The organism is Thermostichus sp. MS-CIW-30 (genome assembly GCF_054058015.1).
In genome coordinates, this window is record NZ_JBSRZW010000012.1 from 1 (window position 1) to 16,807 (window position 16,807).

Sequence of the window (16,807 nt, forward strand, 5' to 3'; positions counted from 1 at the left end):
ACTCCGTCCCGCTAACGCGAATGGAAACAAACAGAATGCTATCGCTGCATAGTTGAACAGTGATGTTCAGCAGTGTTCAGCGTAAATGTATCAGGATCTTCAGCATGAACTCGAACCAGACTCCGCGGATCCCAGTCTTTCTGAAAAAGCAGCCCTCTTTCTGGTGTTGGCCGCGGTGGGCGCCATCGGAGCTTTGGTGGCCAAGCTCACCATTGTCAAGCTCACCATTGTCAAGCTCACCATTGTGGTGGGGCGCACCGTTCGCAAGGATTCCTATTTTCTCTCCCAGAGGGCTGGATTGGCGGATCCCTTTACACAGACTCAAGGACTGAGCGATTGCGGCGCTTCTGGGCAGCCTTGACCTTCTACACGGCCCTGCCTCTGGGGTGGGTCGGAGACTTGCCGTTTGAGGGCATTGCCGCCTGGCTGCCAGGGGTAGGTGTGTTGCTGGGCGGGATCCTCTACCTGGCTGGGATCCTGCTGCAGATTTTCCCCAATCCGGTGCGGGCCGCTTTGCTCTTGGCCCTGTGGGTTCTCTTGACCGGTGGGCTGCACCTGGACGGGGTGGCCGATACTGCCGATGGCTTGGCGATCAATGTCCACAAGAATCCTTACAAAGGGGATCCGGAACGGTCAACTGAGGATGGGCAAAAATCTGACTTGCAGGGATCCCGTCGCCGTCTGCAGGTGATGAGCGATAGCCACACCGGGGCCTATGGGGTACTGGCCTTGGTGCTGCTGCTGCTGCTGAAATTTGCTGCCCTGAGCAGCGTTCGAGCTTGGCCCCTCTTGCTGCTGGTGCCCGCCTGGGGGCGTTGGGGCCAGTTGCTCGCCATTGCCCTGTACCCCTACCTGCGAGAGCAGGGATCCGCCCGCTTCCTCAAAGACTCCACTTCCCTGCCGGGATCCCTGTGGCCGGGCACTCTGCTTGTGCTGGCCATCACCGGGGGGTTGGGCTGGGCTGGGATCTTGGCTTGGCCCCCTTTGCTGCTCTGGACGCTGGGATCCGCCCTGGGGGCTTGGGCCGTGGGCTACTGGATCTACCGCCAGTTGGGAGGGCACACGGGGGACACCTACGGGGCTACGGTGGAATGGTCAGAAGCGATAGCATTGCTGTGGGGATCCCTTATTGGGCCATCATGAATCTGATACATTTACGCTGAACACTGCTGAACATCACTGTTCAACTATGCAGCGATAGCATTCTGTTTGTTTCCATTCGCGTTAGCGGGACGGAGTCCAAACAGAATGGCGGTATCCCGCAAAGCTTTGAGTAGAATACCCAAAGCGCAGTTTCCGTGTCGTCTTACTACCAATTTTCTGCTTTGCTTTGGCTACCATGTTGGCAGACTCGAAAGTAAACAGAAAGATCAACTGGTAGTAATCCGTACTGAACATATTATACATTATTTTCAGTATAGTTGAGCTTATTATTGACTAGAGTCATGCTCCTGACCGTCCTGAAGACTTCCTTCCAGATTACCCTGGCTCCCCTATCCATCGACCGTGTCCACCAAGAGGCCTCCCATCCGGGCAATGGAGCTGTGGTGGTGATGAGCGGCACTGTTCGAGACAACACCAATGGCTGCCCTGTCGATTACCTGGAATACCAAGCCTACGAGCCCATGGCTCTGAAGGTCTTCGCCGATATTGCCCGACAAATTCAGCAGCGCTGGCCAGACGCCAACAGTGTGGTCATCCACCACCGCATCGGCAAGCTGCGCATTGGCGAGATCAGCGTCTTGGTGGCGGTGGGCACCCCTCATCGGGCCGAAGGGTTTGCTGCCTGCCAATTTGCCATCGACACCCTCAAGCACAACGCCCCCATCTGGAAAAAAGAATACTGGCGAGATGGCACCAGCGCCTGGGTGAGCCTTGGCGCTTGCGAGCTCTCTTCGGCATAGATCCCCCTACACCATACCCACTTGCTCAGCCAAACCCAATTGCTGGCGGGCTGTTTGGCAATCTTGCTGAATTTGCTGAATCAAATCTGCCACCGTGGGAAATCTCCGCTCTGGGCGGATAAAGCCCCGTAGCGCCACCCGCACCTCTTGCCCGTAGAGATCTCCTGTCCAATCCAATAGATGCACCTCGACGGTGTGCTGTAAACCGGCAAAGGTGGGCCGATGGCCGATGTTCATCACCCCAGGCAGAGCTGCCGCAGCAGCAGGCACATCCACCCAAACGCTGTACACCCCATCGCGGGGCAAAAACTTCTCCGGAGGCAAGCGGAGGTTGGCGGTGGGAAAGCCCAGTTGTCGGCCCCGCTGATCCCCTTGCACCACCTCTCCCATCAGACGATAGGGGCGACCCAAGAGCGCTTCGGCAGTGGACACCTCCCCGGTCGCCAGGGCAGCTCGAATGCGAGAGCTGCTCACCCGTTCCCCGTTCAGTTTCGCCTCCGGGATCACCTCCACCGGAATGCAGCGCTCGGATCCCCAAGCCTGGAGCGTTTGGGCGTTGCCGGAGCGACGGTGACCAAAGCAAAAATCCCAACCGACGCTGAGATGGCGAACGCGCAGGCCCTGTTCAAGTACCGTTTGGATAAACTCTTGGGGGGGCTGGCAGGCAAATGCAGGGGTGAAGGGGAGCAGTACCACCTGCTCAAAGCCCATTTGCGCCAACAGATCCAGCTTTTCGGCAGGGGGAGTGAGCAACAGCTGAGGCCGCCTCGTCAAGACTTCCTGGGGATGGGGATGAAAGGTGAGGACAGTACGTACCCCCTGAAGAGAATCTCGAATCGGTTGCAACACCCTCTGATGGCCCAGATGCAAGCCATCGAAGTTCCCGATGGCCACAGCGGTGGGTCGCAAGGTTTGAGCCAGATCAGAAGTGATGTGCACTGTCCGGGATCCTAAAAACAGCCAACCAACTGCCTACCCCAGAGGCCACAGCAGGGCCACCAACCCACTCAAGCCCACTACGCCCCACAAGCTCCGTCGCAGGCGCTGCAACACAGGATCAATCTGATACCTGACAATCAGCCGATGCTGAGCCAGCTCCTCTTCTGACTTGGCATACATCGCCCCATCGTACCAGCCACTTTCTTCATAGGGAATCTGGGCTTGTACCAAGCGCCGCCGCACATAAGCCCATCCCAAGTAGAGATGGAGCAACACCAGGCCGAGCAAGACATTGGCCCCCAGCACCGACCCAGAGACAAAGTGGCCCCAATCTCCGGCAAACCTGCTCCAAACCAGCGGGGAAACCGCCAGCACAACAGCTCCCCAAACCCCAAAGATTCGTTTTAAGTAAGGGATCCACCCCAAAGCAGGCCAGGAAAAAGGAAAGGCTTCCCTCAGCTCTGCATATTGCCGGAGCGGCTGTTGCTCAGCGGGAATGGGATGGGAGGGATCCAGCATAGACCTTAACGTATCTATACAAAATGATATCGGTCGGGTTGGCCCCCCGCCAAGCCCATCCTCAGACCTCCATCTCTCGACGAAGACAGCCTAGAAATCCAGCCCAGGCATCTTCCCGATCAACCGAAGGGGAGCGGGGTATCGTATTTATTGAAGTGTGGTCGCGTCTACAACTTATCCCATCATGAGCGTCACGAGCGAATCTGCCGCCACTGCCGCACCCTATGTAGTCTTAAAAGAGCCGGATGGCAGCCAAAGAAAACACGTTCTCTCGGGAGCGACCGCTTGGACCCTAGGCCGTGATGAGGACAACGCCATCGTCTTGAGCGATCCCAGCGTTTCCCGCCAACATGCCCTGCTGCAATACCTCGACAACAACAGCATCTATCTCATCGATCTGGGCAGCCGCAACGGCTCGTTTGTCAACAATCGCCGCGTCAGCATTCCCACCCTGCTGCAGGATGGGGATCACCTCACCCTTGGACAATCCCAGCTGGAGTTCCACAGCGGATCCCTGGCCAGCTCGGAACCCAGCCCTGCGGCCAAACCTTCGGACACCCTGGTTTTACAAACCCGCTGGCTGATCTCGGTGGCGGTGGTGGATGTGCGAGGTTACGGACAACTGACTCAACAACTGGACGAGCGCCTGCTTTCCCAGGTGATGGGCGATTGGTTCCGGCGGGGTGGGGATATCATTCAGCAGTACGGGGGCACTGTCGATAAATACATTGGCGATGCGATTATGGCCGTTTGGTTCCATGTGCCCCAAGCCAACACCGCTCCCCTGGGAGGAGTTGAAGCGCCGGGAATTCACCTCGATGTGAAGTCGGTTTTGCAGGCCATAGCGAAGCTGTTTCAAATGACCGAGCAGCTGAACGGTGAGTTTCCGCTGCCTTCTCCCATTCGTCTGGGGGCAGGGGTCAACACAGGCTCGGCAATCGTGCGCCAGGTGGGCAACAACACCCGCCAAGAATATACGGCTCTGGGAGATACGGTGAATTTGGCCTTTCGCATCGAGAGCGCTACCCGCACCCTCAACGCCGACCTGGCGATCAGCCAGGACACCTATACCTGCTTGGCCAAACAGCTGGGGCAGGCAGCCGCCTGCTTCTCCCATCAGGCTGTGGAGCTGAAGGGGTATGCCCACCGCCATCAGGTGTACTACTGCGATGTGCGGTCTTTGCAAGCCGTTCTCAGCCCCTAGATCCTAGAGATGTCTTGCCGCACGATGGGATCCCGCTGTTCTTCCAGAACCTCCTGCTGCTCCTGGAGCCGATAGGATCCCATTTCGATTGCACGAGAGCCCGGCCCATGAGTGTGGTGAATCGCCCCGAGGTGGTGGCAGAGCTAACCGAACTGATACATTCACGCTGAACTCTCCTGAACATGGTTCAGGAAAGAAGCGATCGCATCCTGCCTATCTCTGTTCGCGTCAGCGGGACGGAGTCCAAACAGGAAGGCGGTATCCCGCAAAGCCCTGAGGAATACCCCCCGAGCGCTTTCCCCCTTCACTTCCCGGCAACCGTTGCGGTGGACTCAAGGATCAGGGGGAAACTTGGTCTACTATATCCCTCTCAATGACTTTTGCCAAACCGCCTAAAGCTCAGTAAATTCAGCAAAGTTCAGGGTTTTGGGGGTTAGAGGCATGCTCTACCATCAGTACGAAGCTGCCCTGACGAGCAATGATGTGCCCACCCTGAACCGCCTGTTTTGGGATGGCCCCCAGGTGGTGCGCTTTGGTGTGGGGGAAAATCTCTACGGGGGAGACGAGATCAAGGCTTTTCGCCAACGGCGTCCTCCCACGAATTTGGCCCGCGAGATGCTGCGTTTGCAGGTAGTCACCTTTGGGGCGGATTGCGGCTCGGTCACCTTAGAGTTTCGCCGTCCGGTGAACGGGATCCCTCGCTTGGGCCGCCAAAGCCAGATGGGGTACAGGTTCCCCGATATCGGCTGGAAGATTGTCTCTGCCCACGTGTCCTTTTTGCCGGAAGATCAGGGGGAAATGCTGCGCAAAAGCTGCGGATCCACCTCGCCCACATAGGTATTCAAGCCAATGGCTGTGGCGATCAAAGCCCCGTCCACCTCCACCCGCCGATACTGGGAGATGGCCTCTGCCAGGGGTACATCCACCACCCGCCGATTTTGCCAGGCCACCATGCGGTCGTATTTGCCTTGGGCGATCAAGTCCACAGCAGCCACCCCAAAGGCTGCTCCCAGCAGGCGATCCAGAGGAGAAGGCGTACCTCCCCGCTGCAGGTGGCCCAAAACCATAACCCGGGTTTCGATGCCGGTGCGCAGGGCGATCTCATTGCCGATGTAATGGCCAATGCCGCCGTAGAGAGACTGCCCCAGGCTGTTGGTGTAGGTCACCGGCTCCCCCGACTCGGTGCGAACTGCCTCTGCCACCACCACGATGCTGAAGTTATTGCCCCGCTCTTTGCGGTCGCGGATTCTTTTGCAGACATTCTCCAGCTTGTAGGGAATTTCCGGGATCAAAATCACATGCGCCCCCCCGGCAATGCCAGCGCTGATGGCAATGTGACCGGCATCCCGCCCCATGACTTCCATGACCATGACTCGGCTGTGGCTGATGGCCGTGTAGGTGAGCTGATCTAGAGCTTCCACAGCCACGCTCAGAGCTGTGTTGAACCCCACCGAATACTCGGTGGCACCGACATCGTTGTCGATGGTCTTGGGGATCCCGACAAAGTTCCAATCCCCCTGCAGGGCCAGTTGCCGGAGAATGGCCAAGCTGCCATCCCCCCCCACCCCGATCAGCGCATCCAACCCAAGCCGGTGGTAGCCGGTGATCACCTCTGCCGAGCGATCCACCAAGCTGCCATCGGGCATAGGGTAGGCGAAGGGGTTGCCTTTGTTCACGGTGCCCAAGATGGTGCCGCCGTAGCGCAAAATGCCGGAAACCCGCTTCACATCCAGCAGCTCCGCCTCCACCGGTCGAGCCATCAGTCCTGCCGTCGCATCTTTGATGCCATAAACTTCCATATCGTAGTCGCGGGCCCGCCGCACCACTGCTCGAATCACAGCGTTGAGGCCGCCACAATCGCCGCCACTGGTGAGGATCCCGATTCGCTTACGTTTGGGCATAGAGCTCTAGTTAAAGAAAGGTGAACATCCTGAACAGAGATAAGGGTCTATATCGCTTGCAGAGAATCCCTACTCAATCGCAAACTACGGATGTGATCCAGTCGATCATTATCCCAATTATCTTGGTTCAATCAGATCTGGAGAAACACCTTCTGGTTGGGGGAGTGCTGAAAAAGAAGAAATTGAGGGATCCATACAGCCCAGCAAGATCAGGTCAGCTTGCGTTCCCGGTGGGGTTTGGGGTTGGCGATCAAGTCCAGCCGTTAAGTATTCTTCACAAAAAGAATTAAGAAACATTGCCGCACAAGCTGCCGATTAGGAAAGACTTCTATATCTCTGAGGATAGATCTTTCCAAAAAAACTTGGGGGCAACAATCCACTCAAAAACTGAAATCATTTGTTAAGCAGGGATGATCAAAACCCGGCCAACCCGATGATAGGGATGAGGATAGAAATAAGGCATCCAGTCTGATTTGGGAGCAGTACCATGACTCAAACCATTGCCCAGTGTGCTCTACAAGGGGCCTCAGAGTTGCTCAGCCGCTACCAGCGGGGAGAGCGCCATTTTCCCCAGTCCTGCTTGGAGTATGCCTTCTTGAGGGGGGCCGATCTGCGAGGGGCCAATCTCAAGGGATCCGATTTGCATGGGGCCAACCTGCGCTACGCCAACCTGCGGGGCAGCAATCTGGCAAAGGCCGACCTGCGCTGTGCCGACCTGCGCTATGCCGACCTTGAGGGAGCCTGCTTGGAAGGGGCCAATTTGAGGGGATCCCTCTACAATCACAGCACCTGCTTCCCGGTGGGGTTTGATCCGGTGACGGCAGGGATGCAGCCCTTTGAATTTTGATTGGGGAAGGAGAGGGGATCCCTGAGCCCTCAGGCCAAGGGAAAGCGCTCCCGCAAATCTCGAATCACCGGAGCGGGCACTAGATGATCGATGGGGCCGCCCAGCTTGGCGACCTCCTTCACCAGGCTGCTGCTGACAAAACTGTGCTCGCTGGCGGTGGCAAGGAACAAGGTTTCCAGTTCGGGAGCCAGCAGCTTGTTGGTGTGGGCCATTTGCAGCTCCACATCGAAGTCCGACAAGACTCGCAAGCCGCGCACGATCACCTTTGCCCCCCGTTGACGGGCGTAGGCCACCGTCAGACCTGAAAACGTATCAACCTCAACATTTTTGAGATGGGCCGTGGACAGGCTAATCTGGGCTTGCCGCTGCTCTGGGCTGAACAGAGGGGTTTTGTTGGGGTTTTTCAAGACGGCGACAATCACCTTAGAAAAGAGACGACTGGCTCGCTCGATAACATCGAGATGCCCAAGGGTAATCGGGTCGAAGCTGCCGGGGTAGAGGGCGATCATGGCCAACTGTGCACTATTCCCTAGCCTACCTGGTCGCGGGCCCACGCCAAATAGGTTGTGCTCACCAAGTTGGCCGTCAGGGCCAGGATCTCGGGCTCAGCGTAGGGGTGCAGCTCTCGCAGCCGTTGTTCCAGGCGGGGATAGGCAGTTGCGGGCAATTTGAGCAGGATGAGGAACTCGGCATCGGTCTGCAGGGATCCCTGCCAGCGATAGTAGGACGTGATCCCGGGCAAGACCTGGGCACAGGCCACATAACGTTCGGCCACCAAGGTATGAGCCAAGCGATGGGCCTCGGTTTCGGATCCCACCGTGGTCATGACAACCGCGAGGGTATCGGGTGTGATCTTGTCGTCCATGCGGGGCGGGGAAGTTGTTAGCCGGGCGGTTTCTCCCTATCCTATCGCCCGCCGGGCTAGGCGTTCCTAGCTCACCGAGGGCTTGGCTTTCCCAAAGTAGGGTCGCTTCTGGTGCCAGCGCCAGGCAGTTTGAATGATCTCGGCCAGGTCGGTGTAGAGAGGTTTCCAGTTGAGATCGCGAAGGATGGCGCCGGCATCGCCCACCAAGCGCGGGGGATCCCCAGGGCGGCGCGCTCCCATTTGCACCGGGATCCGCTTTCCGGTCACGGCTGCTGCGGTGGCAATGACCTCTTTGACGGAAAAGCCTTGGCCATTGCCCAGGTTGTAGGCTGGTTGTATGGGCCGGCCAGAGGCCAGCGCTTCTACCGCCAACACGTGGGCTTGAGCCAGGTCGGTGACGTGAATGTAGTCGCGGATACAGGTGCCATCGGGGGTATCGTAGTCCTCTCCAAAAACCGTGATGTGGGGACGTTGGCCTCCGGCGACCTCCAACACCAAGGGGATCAGGTGGGTTTCCGGGTCATGGGCCTCCCCAATTTCACCATCGGGATCGGCTCCGGCGGCATTGAAGTAGCGCAGGCTAATGGATCGGATCCCGTGGGCAACCTGGAAATCTTGCAAGATCTGCTCCACCATTAGCTTGCTCTGGCCGTAGGGGTTGATGGGACGTTGCGGATGACTTTCGGGAATGGGAATCCGCTCTGGCACCCCATAAGTGGCACAGGTGCTGGAGAACACTATGTAAGGGATCCCGTGATCTCGCATGGCCTCCAGCAAGTTCAGGGATCCGGCCACGTTGTTGCGGTAGTATTTGCCGGGATCCTTGACCGACTCGCCCACATAGGCATAGGCAGCAAAGTGAATCACCCCTTCTGGGCGATAGTGCTGGATGACTTGGTCAAGCCGCTTCCGGTCGGCGAGATCCCCAATCTCCAACGGCCCCCAGCGAACTGCCCAGGGGTGCCCGTAAACCAAGTTGTCGTAAGTGATGGGCAGATGGCCAGAGGCCGCCAGAGCTTTGCAGGTGTGGCTGCCGATGTAGCCCGCCCCGCCGGTAACCAGGAGACGCATAGGCAAACGTCAGATGGAAGATCCCACCCAGGGTAAAGGTTGTCAACGGGATCCCTTCAAGCTCCAAAAGCTTCTTTGGCGGCGTACATGACCTCCACACCGATCTCGGTCAAGCCTCGTTCGCGGGCAAATTTTTCGGTGTTGCGTTTAACCTTGCCGCGCACAAAGCCGGGCACCTTGTTCAGCTCCGCCTGGGCTTCCCGCGTCCAGATGAGGTCGGAATCGGCGCTCAGGCTCTTGTGAATCACCTCCTTGGTGTCGTGGCCACCGAAGATCTCCAACAGGTGATCTTCCATGCCCAGGGTAAAGGAGTTGTAGATCAAGTCCACAATTTGGTTGGCGCCCTCGTAGCCCAAAAAGGGCCGGTAGCCGATAGGGAAATCCTGCACGTGGATGGGGGCCGAGATGACCCCACAAGGGATCCGCAGCTGTTTGCCCACATGCCGCTCCATCTGGGTGCCGAAAATCGCAGCAGGTTCCGCCTGGGCAATCGCATCCGCCACGCGGGTGTGGTCCTCTGTCATCAAGACCTGATCGCAATATTCCCCCACCTCTGCCTGGAACCACTCCCCATCGTAGATGCAATAGCTGCCCGCCCACACCACGTGGATCCCCATCTCGCGGGCCAGGATTTTGGTGATGGCCGCCGCGTGGGTGGAATCCCCGAAGACCACCGCTTTTTTGCCGGTTAGGTTTTGGCAGTCGATGGAGCGGGAAAACCAGGCCGCTTGGGAAATGTGAAGCGTTTGCTCCTGGATGTAGGCTTCATAATCGACAGGGATCCCTTGCTCGTTTAGGGTCTGCTGGATCTGGCGGATGAAGCGAGCCGTTTCCACCACCCCCATCGGGGTGATCTCAATGTAAGGCATGCCGAATTCCTGCTGCAGATAGCGAGCTGTCATCGGCCCCAGCTCCCGGTAGGGCACCACATTAAACCAAGCCCGCCCCAGGTGTTTGAGATCGTGGACACTGGCCCCTTGCGGGATCACCAGGTTGAGCTGGATCCCCAGATCCCGCAGCAGCACCTTCAGCTCCCGCAGATCATGGGCATTGTGAAACCCTAGGGTGGAAATGCCAAGGATGTTACAGGAAGGCCGCTCCGTCTTTTGGGGCAGGCCGTCTAACTCCCCGCTTTTGCGAGCTTTGGTGATATAGAACTCCACAATCTGCTGCAGGGTGCGATCCGCTGCCTGCAATTCGTTAACCCGGTAGTGGTTGACATCTGCCAGCACCACATCGCAGCGACTGGCCAACTGGGCCTGCCGGACAAAGTGATGCAGATCTTCCTGCAAAATGCTAGAGGTGCAGGTGGGGGTGACGACGATCAGATCCGGCTGCTCCTCGCCGTCTTTGCGGACGATGTTGCGAATCACCTTTTCGTCGGATCCCCGCGCCAACACCTGCCGGTCAACGACGCTGGTGGTTACCGGAGTAAAATCCCGCTCTCGCTCCAACATGGAACGCATCACGTTGAAATAGTCGTCTCCCAGAGGAGCGTGCATGATGCTGTGAACGTTTTTGAAGGAGCTGGCCACCCGCAGCGTGCCGATATGGGCAGGGCCAGCGTACATCCAATAGGCCAATTTCATGGGCAGCCTCTCAAGAAAGCCAGAGACAAAATCAAGGATCCCAACCCACCGCCGGATGTGCACCCGCTGGGAATCTCTCCTGGCATTGTAGAACGCTCAGCAGCCGGCATCCCTTGGCTGTTATCCTCCGTAACTCCCAACCGAGACGCTCCCAAGCCAAACTCGATCAAAAGAAAAACAACCCTGCCAAGGCAAGTGTGATTACGGGGATCCCTCTACTCCGCCCAAAGGGCTTGTTCCATCCTAGAAATAGGAGCGATGGATACCCATCTGGCTCCAGAGCCCAAGCTGAGGAACTTCAGGGATCCTGACAGGGAATCGGCTGGTGGACAAGAGCAGAGGAGTTTTTGTATTTTTCGTTACATATTAACTTTTGGAGACAAAACATGTAGCTCTACAACATTGAGCAGAGATTCTTGTTTACAGAAGCAAGCTTTCTGTTGAGGAAGGCAGACTAACAGAGGGAAGAGAGATGGCTGATGTTTCCCTCAATACAAACTCGACACAAAGCATAAGAATTGTCGATTATTGACGATTTCATGCGCCGTAATCGATCAAAGTTTGCTCCTTCTTCAAAGGTAAAGGTGTGAGGTGAAAGCTTATGGGTTCCACAACGATTTCTTGGCAACGTGCTCGCAAAGCTCCTCAGGAGCTGCCTGGTTCCATGACTTCTGTGCTTTTCAAGTCCACGGGTCGCCTGCGCGACTGGTTGCAGGCTCCGTTGCGTCCCATTCAATCGGCTATCGATAACTTTAGCATCCGCGATCCACGCTTGGCCCATTTCCTTTGCCAGTGGATCCCGGCCCGCTGCCCCTTTGAGCGAGATGTGGTGCTGTTTGGCCATAAGGTGATGCACATTCCGCCCATGTGTAAGCTCAACCCCCTCTACGACCAGGTGGCAGGGCTGCGCTTCCGGGCCTTGTCGTTTTTGGCGGAGCGAGGAGAAGACATTAGCCGTTACCTGTAAGGCAGCTTTTTCCACTAAATCTATCTTTATCTATCTTTTTTCAAGGGATCCCTGGCCATCCAAAGCCTGCTGCCAAACTCCGGAGCGGATCCCATTAGAAGCGGGTCTCAAACTCGATGGAAATGACATTGTTGCCCTCAAAATCGGTACTGGCGCGGGTGAGGGTTTGCTCGTTGAAGCGGTAGCGGGCGCTGTAGCGGGTGGGCTGGAAGGGATCCGTCAAGTTCCGCTGCACCGAGATGGAAGTGGCTGGCCCCAGATCGCGGGCCACCTCCAGCGCTAGCCCTATCGAGGAGCGGTTGGCAGCGCGGGTATCGACCTGGGGGACGGGGCTAATGCGCACCTCGTCTAGGCCCAGGGTGTCCCGCAGCGTGTCCAGCACATCGTTGAGCAAGGCAGTTCCGGCCAGGCCGGCCACTCCCGCTTCGGGGTTGAGGCGGGCCAGAGCTGTGCCTCCCAGGAGGGCGACGATCTCTTCGGGGGAGCGGCTGGGGCTGCTGGAAAGGGCCAGAACCCCGTTGCGGGGATCCGCCTCAGCCAGCTGGCTGGCCCGCCCGTTGACCGTGGCGAAAATCTCGATGCTCTGCTGGGATCCCGGCAGGTTGCGGTTGGTGTCGAAGGGGGAGAGCTCTTGGGGAAAGCGATAGACCTCGATGGCCTGGGTCATCAAGCGCAGGTTCAGGAAGGGATCGAAGGGGTTGTCTAGGTCAAAAGTGGCGGTATTGGAGCGGGAGCGATCCAGGCGAAAGTTGGCAAGGGGCAGGTTGACGCGGCCTCGCTCTAGGGCAATGGTGCCCGCTGGGCGCAGATCCTGGGGAGTGCCAAACAGGCGCAAGGTGCCGGCAGCATTGAATTCAAACAGATTGGGACGCTGCACGCGGATCCCTGGCCCCAAGACCAGCTCCAGTCCGTTGAGCCGCGGCTGCCAGAAGGGATCCGGCGAAGTCGAGCCGGCGGCAGCTGTTGCGGCCTCAGGTTCTGCCCGGCGGGGGCTGACATCCACGATCCCTTGAGAAACCTCCAGCCGCCCCTCGAGCAAAGGTTGCAGAAGCAGCCCTCTGACAGCCACCTCGCCGTCCAGATGGCCAGTGTAGAGGTTGGGCAGGTTGAGCTGGACCCCTTGGAGTTGCAGAGTTAAGGGTGGCGAGGTTTCGTCCATCTGCAGGGCACCGCGAGAGTTGACGGGCAAAAAGCCTTCAGCCAAAAGGGATCCACCCCCCAACTGTCCCCGCAGCTCCTGGACTTGCAGCTGATTGAGGTTAAAGGCGATCTGGCCTGTGAGGTCGGTAATGGGCTCCGGCAGGGCTGCCAGCTTGAGGATCCCCGAGTTGACGCTCAAGTTCCCCTGCAGGCTGGGCTCTCGCAAGGTGCCGCGGATGGCCAGCTCCAGTTGGCTTTGGCCGCCTTCCCAGCGCACCTGGTCGGTGAAGAGGTTGATCAGGCGCAGACCGCCATGCTTGGCTTGCAGGGTGAGGTCGATCTGGTCGGATTCGGCCCGCACCTCGGCAAAGGGCAGGGTGTAGGGCACTAGGCCAAAGAGGCGAATGGGTTCGTCACCATTGGCCAGCAGGGCGCCGTCCAGGCGCAGCTGCCCCCGCTGGTAGTCAAATTGTCCTCCCACCTCCCGCAGCGGCACCTGGTTGATCTGGGCGTTGACCACTGTCAGGGATCCGCGGGCATGGGGATCCCGCAGGTTGCCGGCCAGCTCCACGTCCAGGTTGAGATCCCCCTGCAGCTCCAGCTCCTCTGGCAGGAAGCGGTCCAGCAAAGCCAGAGGCAATCCTTGGATTTGCAAGGATCCCGACTGTTCCTCTAGGCCCAGCTTGCCCACAAAAAGGGCTTGACGTTCGCCACTGCGCAACCGCAGCGGCTCCAACACCACTGCATCTCCAGCCAGGCTGCCCCTGGCAGTAAGGCTTTCGATGCCAAACTCCTCTGCCTGCCAATTCTGGCCCTCAAGGTAAAAGCTGACGCTAGGCCGGTTGAGGCTGCCGACCAGGCTAACGCTGGCTTGGAATTCCCCTCGCAGACTTGTGGGCGGCGGGAAAGTGCTCCGCACCGCTGACGCGAACAGCGGATCCATGCGGCTGGCCAAGGTCTCCAGGTGGACGGCCAAGATCTGGGCATAGTACTCCAGCTGCTCCAGGAGAGGATGGTTGGGCAAACCGACCGGGTCGGTCTTTAACGCCGAGGCAGGGCCCAAGGGGGGCCGCCGGAAGCCGCGAGTGGTGATGTCTTGCCACTGCCGCCACTTAAAGGCAGAGACGATGTCTTCCAGGCGGCCCTGGCGGGTGCTGATCTCTAGGTTAATTTGAGGAACGGAAACCTCTGGAGTAGACTCCAAACCGCCCTGGAGGGGATCCGCCGGCAGCTCCAGGGTGCCGCTAGCGGTGTAGGTGCTCTCAAACAAATCCAGTTGAGCTTGGGCGATCTCTAGGCGAGGAGAACCATTACCAGCGTGGTAGTCGAAATCCACCGAAAAGCCCCGTACTTCGATCCCTCCCAACTGCAGATCCGCCACCGCAGCCCGTCCTTGGGCGGCGCCGCTTGCCAGGTCAACTGCCACCTCCCCCTCGAGGGTTCCCTGCAGACTGGCCCACGGCCCGGCAGCCACCCCCCCCAGCAAAGCCAGAGGCAACTGGTTCACTGCCACCTGGAGCTCCTCTTGCCGGCGTTGGCCGCGAATTTCCGCCTCGCCCCGCTGCACCTGAAACTGCAAAGGCTGAAACTGGGGATCCAACTGCAGCGCCAGTCGATCCCGCTTCCCCCGCAGATCCACTTCCGTCCCCTGAACAGACCCCTGAAAGGGCCCGGCCAAGTCTTCAAAGGCCACATCTCCCACCTGCAAGCCCCGCAACTGCACCTTGCCAGTCACCTGCAAGGTGTCCAGAGGTCCGCGGATCTGGCCGGATCCCTGCAGCACTCCTTTCACCAGCGGCGGCAGGCCGGGTACTTCTGCCAGCGTAATCCCGTCGGTGGTAAAGCTCAGATCCAGGGATCCCACCTGCAGCGTCTGGGGATCCAAGGGGATCTGCCCTTCGACCCTGGCCAGGCGAGTGCCACCTGCCAACACCTCCGCCTCCTGGATATGCAGTCCGGATCCCTCCCAAGTCACCTGGCCGCGGATGCCCTCAACCCACTGCCGTCCCCTCGCTCCCAAAGGCTGCAACAAAGCCAGCGACCCTTGCGCCCGCAACGCCCCCAGGAAGCCCACTTCTGCTGCCGCCGCCCTGTCCAGCTGCGCCGTCAGCTCGCCAGAGAGGGATCCCGGCCATTGGGGGTTGAAAAAGGCCAGCGGCACCTCCTGAGGAGCCAACTGCGTCTGGAGCTGTCCCCCCGCCCACCGCCCCGCCACCGCCACCCGGCCTCCGCCCACGTCCAGCACCGCCTGCGGCACCTGCACCACCCAGTCCCGACCCTCCGGCAAAACCTGCAGCTGCCCTCTTCCGGCAATCTCTCCCCCTTGGGTTGCCCAGGTGGCCTCTACCTGAGGTTGGGATCCCGTCAGCGCCACCTGCACTTGAGCGGAAACCGGCCCCACCCAAGGAAGAGCGCCCCGGCGGGGCAGGTTGAGGCCGTAAAGGGCCAGCACCTGCTCCACGTCGGCTCCGCTGACTTGAAGATCGAACTGGCCTGCCAAGCCGGCAGCCCATTGCAGCTGGCCGGAGCCTTGGATGCGACCCCCTGCAGTCTTGAGGTCAATTGCTTCCAAGGCCAAGGTTTGATCCGCAAAGCGGAAGCCAAAGGCATACTCCGACACCGGCAGGCGATCCACCTGCCCCGGCGAAAGCCCCCGCAACTGTCCCCGGATCTGCGGCTGATCCAAGGCTCCAGTGACCGCTACGGATCCCCCTACCACCCCCTCCACCGCCACCGGCAGGCCAGTCACGTCAAACGTCTCTTGGATCTGTTGAAGACTGGCCGGCACCAGTTCCGCCTGCAAACCAAACCCCTGTCCTTGCTCCCAGACCACCGGGCCTTTTAGCTCGGCAAAGGAAAGCTGACCAAAGCGACCGCTCACCCCCTCCAGCTCCAACCCCTGCAAGGTAAAGCGAACGGAGCCCTTCACCTCTTCAAAAGGATGGGGCAACCTCTCCAGATCCAGCCGAGCCTGTTGAACCTGGGCCTGCCCCGTCAACTCCAGCGGTTGATCCCGCCGCCAGAGCACCTGGAGATCCAAGCCAGTTTCCCCCTGCACCTCCGCAAAAGGGGCCGCCGGCACCACACTGGGCAAGAGATCCAAAGGCAGACGAGCTGCAGAAAGCGTCACCGAACCGGAAGCCTGGGCAAAATCCGCCACCCCCCTGAGCTGCAGGGGGTACCCCCCCTCCCCCTCCCGAGGGAGCAACCGTGCCGTCGCCTGGAAACTGGCCCGCCCCCCGAAAAGATCCTCCTCTCCTGGCGGGGCATTGTGAGTCAGCCACACCTGCACCTGGCCCTGCAGCCGATCAAACTGGCGTCGCTCCCCCACCAAAGGGATGGCCGTCAGGGATCCCTGGCGCAAACGGATGTTCAGCCCATGCAAGGGCAGGGATCCCTCCCCTTCGGGCAGTTGAAACTGCACATCCGCCCAGCCGCGATCCAGCGTTTCCATCAGCAGCAGTTGCGGCTGGTTTAGGGTAACATTCAGCACCCACTGACCCGTCTGCAGCCAAGTCCAGAAATCAGGGCTGAGGTCGATGGAGCCGATACTGGCCAGATGTTCAACGCGGCTTTCTCCCAAGCTCACCTGCCAGGGGGCCAGAAACCTCACCTCCCCCAATTCCACGCGCCGGCGCATCGCTTGCGAGAGGGTTGCTTCCACCTGCGGCAGCACGTGATCTTGAAGGTAGATCCCTGTTCCCCAGGCGGCACCAAAGGCGGCAGCCGTCAAGCCCAAACCCACCCCAGCTAGAGTGATGGGGGAAAGGTTGAATCGTTGCTGCTGCATCTTTGGATCTTGGTGATCCTCTCCCAACCGCCTACCCCTTAAAAACCTGACAGGCTCCCAAAAGCCGTTCG

General features: G+C 59.2%; 14 protein-coding genes and 1 pseudogene. 7 read left to right on the forward strand and 8 right to left on the reverse strand.

Going from position 1 to position 16,807, the window contains the following annotated elements; all coding sequences use genetic code 11:
* Nucleotides 1-85: 85 nt before the first annotated feature.
* From ACVWXW_RS06965 to ACVWXW_RS06975, 3 genes are all read left to right on the forward strand, one after another.
* A complete protein-coding gene (locus ACVWXW_RS06965) occupies nt 86-361 on the forward strand; it encodes a hypothetical protein (protein ID WP_414523078.1) in 276 nt (91 codons plus the stop codon).
* Complete coding sequence (locus ACVWXW_RS06970; RefSeq protein ID WP_457403319.1) at nt 358-1,143, forward strand: adenosylcobinamide-GDP ribazoletransferase; 786 nt, start codon at nt 358-360, stop codon at nt 1,141-1,143. The genes ACVWXW_RS06965 and ACVWXW_RS06970 overlap by 4 nt, the downstream gene beginning before the upstream one ends.
* Before the next feature lie 302 nt (nt 1,144-1,445).
* Complete coding sequence (locus tag ACVWXW_RS06975; protein WP_457403320.1) at nt 1,446-1,904, forward strand: molybdenum cofactor biosynthesis protein MoaE; 459 nt, start codon at nt 1,446-1,448, stop codon at nt 1,902-1,904.
* Between the two features lie 6 nt (nt 1,905-1,910).
* Here the strand turns inward: ACVWXW_RS06975 and ACVWXW_RS06980 are convergent, their stop codons facing one another.
* Both ACVWXW_RS06980 and ACVWXW_RS06985 read right to left on the reverse strand, forming a co-directional pair.
* Entirely contained in the window at nt 1,911-2,843 is a 933-nt protein-coding gene (locus ACVWXW_RS06980; protein ID WP_457403321.1) for a bifunctional riboflavin kinase/FAD synthetase, read from the reverse strand.
* 33 nt (nt 2,844-2,876) lie between these two features.
* Nucleotides 2,877-3,362, reverse strand: coding sequence for a CGLD27 family protein (locus ACVWXW_RS06985; RefSeq protein ID WP_457403322.1), 486 nt, complete (start codon nt 3,360-3,362; stop codon nt 2,877-2,879).
* A 184-nt stretch (nt 3,363-3,546) separates the two neighbouring features.
* On the opposite strand from ACVWXW_RS06985, the gene ACVWXW_RS06990 reads away from it, so the two are divergent.
* Both ACVWXW_RS06990 and ACVWXW_RS06995 read left to right on the forward strand, forming a co-directional pair.
* Nucleotides 3,547-4,566, forward strand: a complete 1,020-nt coding sequence (locus tag ACVWXW_RS06990) for an FHA domain-containing protein (RefSeq protein WP_457403323.1) — start codon at nt 3,547-3,549, stop codon at nt 4,564-4,566.
* Between the two features lie 441 nt (nt 4,567-5,007).
* The gene (locus ACVWXW_RS06995; RefSeq protein ID WP_457403325.1) at nt 5,008-5,403 is read left to right on the forward strand and encodes an AtzH-like domain-containing protein; all 396 of its coding nucleotides are present in this window, start codon (nt 5,008-5,010) and stop codon (nt 5,401-5,403) included.
* On the opposite strand, the gene ACVWXW_RS07000 is transcribed toward ACVWXW_RS06995, so the two are convergent.
* Nucleotides 5,355-6,467: an ATP-dependent 6-phosphofructokinase gene (locus ACVWXW_RS07000; protein ID WP_414344504.1), complete on the reverse strand. Its 1,113-nt coding sequence runs from the start codon at nt 6,465-6,467 to the stop codon at nt 5,355-5,357. The genes ACVWXW_RS06995 and ACVWXW_RS07000 overlap by 49 nt on opposite strands.
* A 487-nt stretch (nt 6,468-6,954) precedes the next feature.
* On the opposite strand from ACVWXW_RS07000, the gene ACVWXW_RS07005 reads away from it, so the two are divergent.
* The gene (locus tag ACVWXW_RS07005) at nt 6,955-7,314 is read left to right on the forward strand and encodes a pentapeptide repeat-containing protein (RefSeq protein WP_457403326.1); all 360 of its coding nucleotides are present in this window, start codon (nt 6,955-6,957) and stop codon (nt 7,312-7,314) included.
* Between the two features lie 29 nt (nt 7,315-7,343).
* Here the strand turns inward: ACVWXW_RS07005 and coaD are convergent, their stop codons facing one another.
* The 4 genes from coaD to bchB form a co-directional block, all read right to left on the reverse strand.
* Nucleotides 7,344-7,823 (reverse strand): pantetheine-phosphate adenylyltransferase, encoded by a 480-nt coding sequence (gene coaD / locus ACVWXW_RS07010; RefSeq protein ID WP_011433776.1) that lies wholly within the window; start codon nt 7,821-7,823, stop codon nt 7,344-7,346.
* Between the two features lie 20 nt (nt 7,824-7,843).
* The gene (gene cutA, locus ACVWXW_RS07015; RefSeq protein ID WP_457403328.1) at nt 7,844-8,179 is read right to left on the reverse strand and encodes a divalent-cation tolerance protein CutA; all 336 of its coding nucleotides are present in this window, start codon (nt 8,177-8,179) and stop codon (nt 7,844-7,846) included.
* 66 nt (nt 8,180-8,245) lie between these two features.
* Nucleotides 8,246-9,250 (reverse strand): UDP-glucose 4-epimerase GalE, encoded by a 1,005-nt coding sequence (gene galE, locus ACVWXW_RS07020; protein WP_457403370.1) that lies wholly within the window; start codon nt 9,248-9,250, stop codon nt 8,246-8,248.
* Between the two features lie 56 nt (nt 9,251-9,306).
* The gene (gene bchB / locus ACVWXW_RS07025) at nt 9,307-10,839 is read right to left on the reverse strand and encodes a ferredoxin:protochlorophyllide reductase (ATP-dependent) subunit B (protein ID WP_457403330.1); all 1,533 of its coding nucleotides are present in this window, start codon (nt 10,837-10,839) and stop codon (nt 9,307-9,309) included.
* Nucleotides 10,840-11,560: 721 nt separating this feature from the next.
* Between bchB and ACVWXW_RS07030 the strand changes: the two are divergent.
* A pseudogene (locus ACVWXW_RS07030) lies at nt 11,561-11,806 on the forward strand (Mo-dependent nitrogenase C-terminal domain-containing protein); the annotation flags it as partial.
* Between the two features lie 94 nt (nt 11,807-11,900).
* Here ACVWXW_RS07030 and ACVWXW_RS07035 read toward each other — a convergent pair.
* Nucleotides 11,901-16,736, reverse strand: a complete 4,836-nt coding sequence (locus ACVWXW_RS07035; RefSeq protein ID WP_457403331.1) for a translocation/assembly module TamB domain-containing protein — start codon at nt 16,734-16,736, stop codon at nt 11,901-11,903.
* Nucleotides 16,737-16,807: the final 71 nt, after the last annotated feature.